This window comes from Thermodesulfobacteriota bacterium (assembly GCA_036482575.1).
Classification (GTDB): domain Bacteria; phylum Desulfobacterota; class GWC2-55-46; order GWC2-55-46; family JAUVFY01; genus JAZGJJ01.
In genome coordinates this window covers 1-2,012 of record JAZGJJ010000134.1, presented here as the reverse complement: position 1 = coordinate 2,012, position 2,012 = coordinate 1, and the positions used below count along the sequence as shown (strand labels likewise).

2 protein-coding genes are annotated in these 2,012 nt (G+C 60.8%); both read right to left on the bottom strand.

All coding sequences use genetic code 11. The features are described from left to right. On the bottom strand, window positions 1-1,717 hold a 1,717-nt coding region (locus V3W31_06110; GenBank protein ID MEE9614514.1), incomplete at its 3' end, for a type IV pili methyl-accepting chemotaxis transducer N-terminal domain-containing protein. 59 nt (window positions 1,718-1,776) lie between these two features. Continuing rightward, the coding region (locus V3W31_06105; GenBank protein ID MEE9614513.1) for a hypothetical protein at window positions 1,777-2,012 on the bottom strand (236 nt) is incomplete at its 5' end.

The following is a 2,012-nucleotide window of genomic DNA, read 5'->3' as shown; positions in this document are numbered from 1 at the left end:
AGCCCATGCCGTGCTCGCCGGCCCTGGCCGCCTCGATGGCCGCGTTAAGCGCCAGCAGGTTCGTCTGCTCGGCTATGTCGTCTATCACCTCGATTATCTTCCCTATGTCCTCGGTCCTGACCCCGAGTTGCTTTATGGTCTCGGCCGATTCGCCCATTACGCTCGTGATGTCCCTCACCCCCTCGGTGGAGCGGTCCACGGCCTCCCTTCCCGAGGCAACCGCCTCGGCGCTCTGCCGGGCTATATCGACGAGCTTCCGCGAGTTGTCCGCGACCTTCTGTATGGAGGCGATGAGCTGCTCGATGGAGGTGGAGGTCTCGGTAACGGAAGACGACTGGCTCTGGATGTTCTTGGCCACGTTCTGGATGTTGGAGCTCATTTCGTGCATGGTGGAGGTTATCTCCTCCACGGCCGTGGCCGCCGATTCGCTGTTAAGGCTCGACTGTTCGCTGGTGGAGGCTATCTGGGTGGTTGCCGAGGATATCTCCTCCGAGCCGTCCCTGACCTGGCTCACCATGGAGCGGAGCCCGCCGACCATCTCCTTGAAGGCGTTCCCGAGGACGTCCTTTTCACCCTGTGGCTCCACGGTGTGGGTCAGGTCCCCCCCGGCTATGGCCTCGGCCGTATGGGCCATGGCCTTCAAGTATGCGACCATATCGCTGAAGGCCCTTCCCATCACACCCAGCTCGTCGTTTGAATTCACGTTGACGTTGACGTCCAGGTCCCCCCTGGCCACAGTACTGGCCAGTTCCGACATCCTCTTTACGGGTTGTATGATTATCCTGCTGAGGAACACCCATCCCACGCCGAACAACGCAAGGGTAAGGAGGAAGAAGCCCATCTGCATTTTCTTGAGAGAAGATATCTTCCCCGCGCTGTCGGCCTCGTACTGTCCAACGGCGACGTTCGCCTCCTTCAGGAGCGGTACGTTGTTGGCTAAGATATAGCCCGTGTACCGCTCGACCCCCACAGCCGCCTCGGCCAGCTTCTCCGCATTGGCCTTGAACGGCTTCCATTCCTCCCGGACCTTCCCGAGCTGGGAGAGGATGGCCGGGTCTTGCACGGGTCTGAGCCCGAGTTCCGCATCCCCGTTCACAAGGCCGCCGAGCGTCTTGTCGAAGAGGGCCACCGTAGCGAAGAACTCCTCGATCGTGGCGGCGCCCATGTCGAGGGCCAGGGCCTCTTTTGTCATCTTCTGGGTGAGCATCCTCTGGCGGCCCGCGATGTTGATGGTCTTTGCAGGAAGCCCCTGCTTCTGCATCATGCCTACGGCCTTGTTCATCTTGGTCAGCAGCAGGACATTCCTTTCCATCAGATAGGCGTAAACGCCCTGTCTCCGGTCGCTAACGGCGACGAGCCCTTCCAGGTTGTCCTTGAACTCGCCCCACATCGTCTGTACCTTGGTCAACTGGGTACGTATCGCGGGGTTCTCGGCCGGGGGAATACCCTGGCTCCGGTCGCCCGAAATCAGGGCGTTGAGGCTCTTATCGAAGAGGTCCGCCGTGGCCAGCACCGAGGCACTCTCCGCCTTTCCCTGGAGAAGCGCCGCGACCTCCTTTGTCATCTTCTGTGTGAGCATCCTCTGGCGGCCCGCCATGTTAATCACCTTCCCGTCGCTCTTGAGCTGCCCCACCGTCCAGAACGTGGCGATTATGGTAGCCAGAAGAAGCCCTATAAAACTTACCATGAGAAGACCCAACTTTACCCTTATGCTCATTTCCTCCCCTCCTCCTTGTTGTCGTTTTATCCCTGTTGTCGAGAATACGGGACGCCGTCCTACGGCCCCTGACCCGCCCTTTCTTTTAGCGCCTTTTTCCCGGGTTTGCCCGTCTTTTCCTCGAGCGCCTTGCCGGTGGAAGCGGTGAGCTCGGCCCTCTTCCGGGCCGCGTCGAGCCCGCCCATCTCGTCCGCGCTGAGGAGCCTGGCGATGTCCACGAGCACTATGAGCTTGTCGTCGAGCTTGCCGACGGCCGTGACGTACTCGGCGCCCACCGACGAGACAAGCTCCGGGG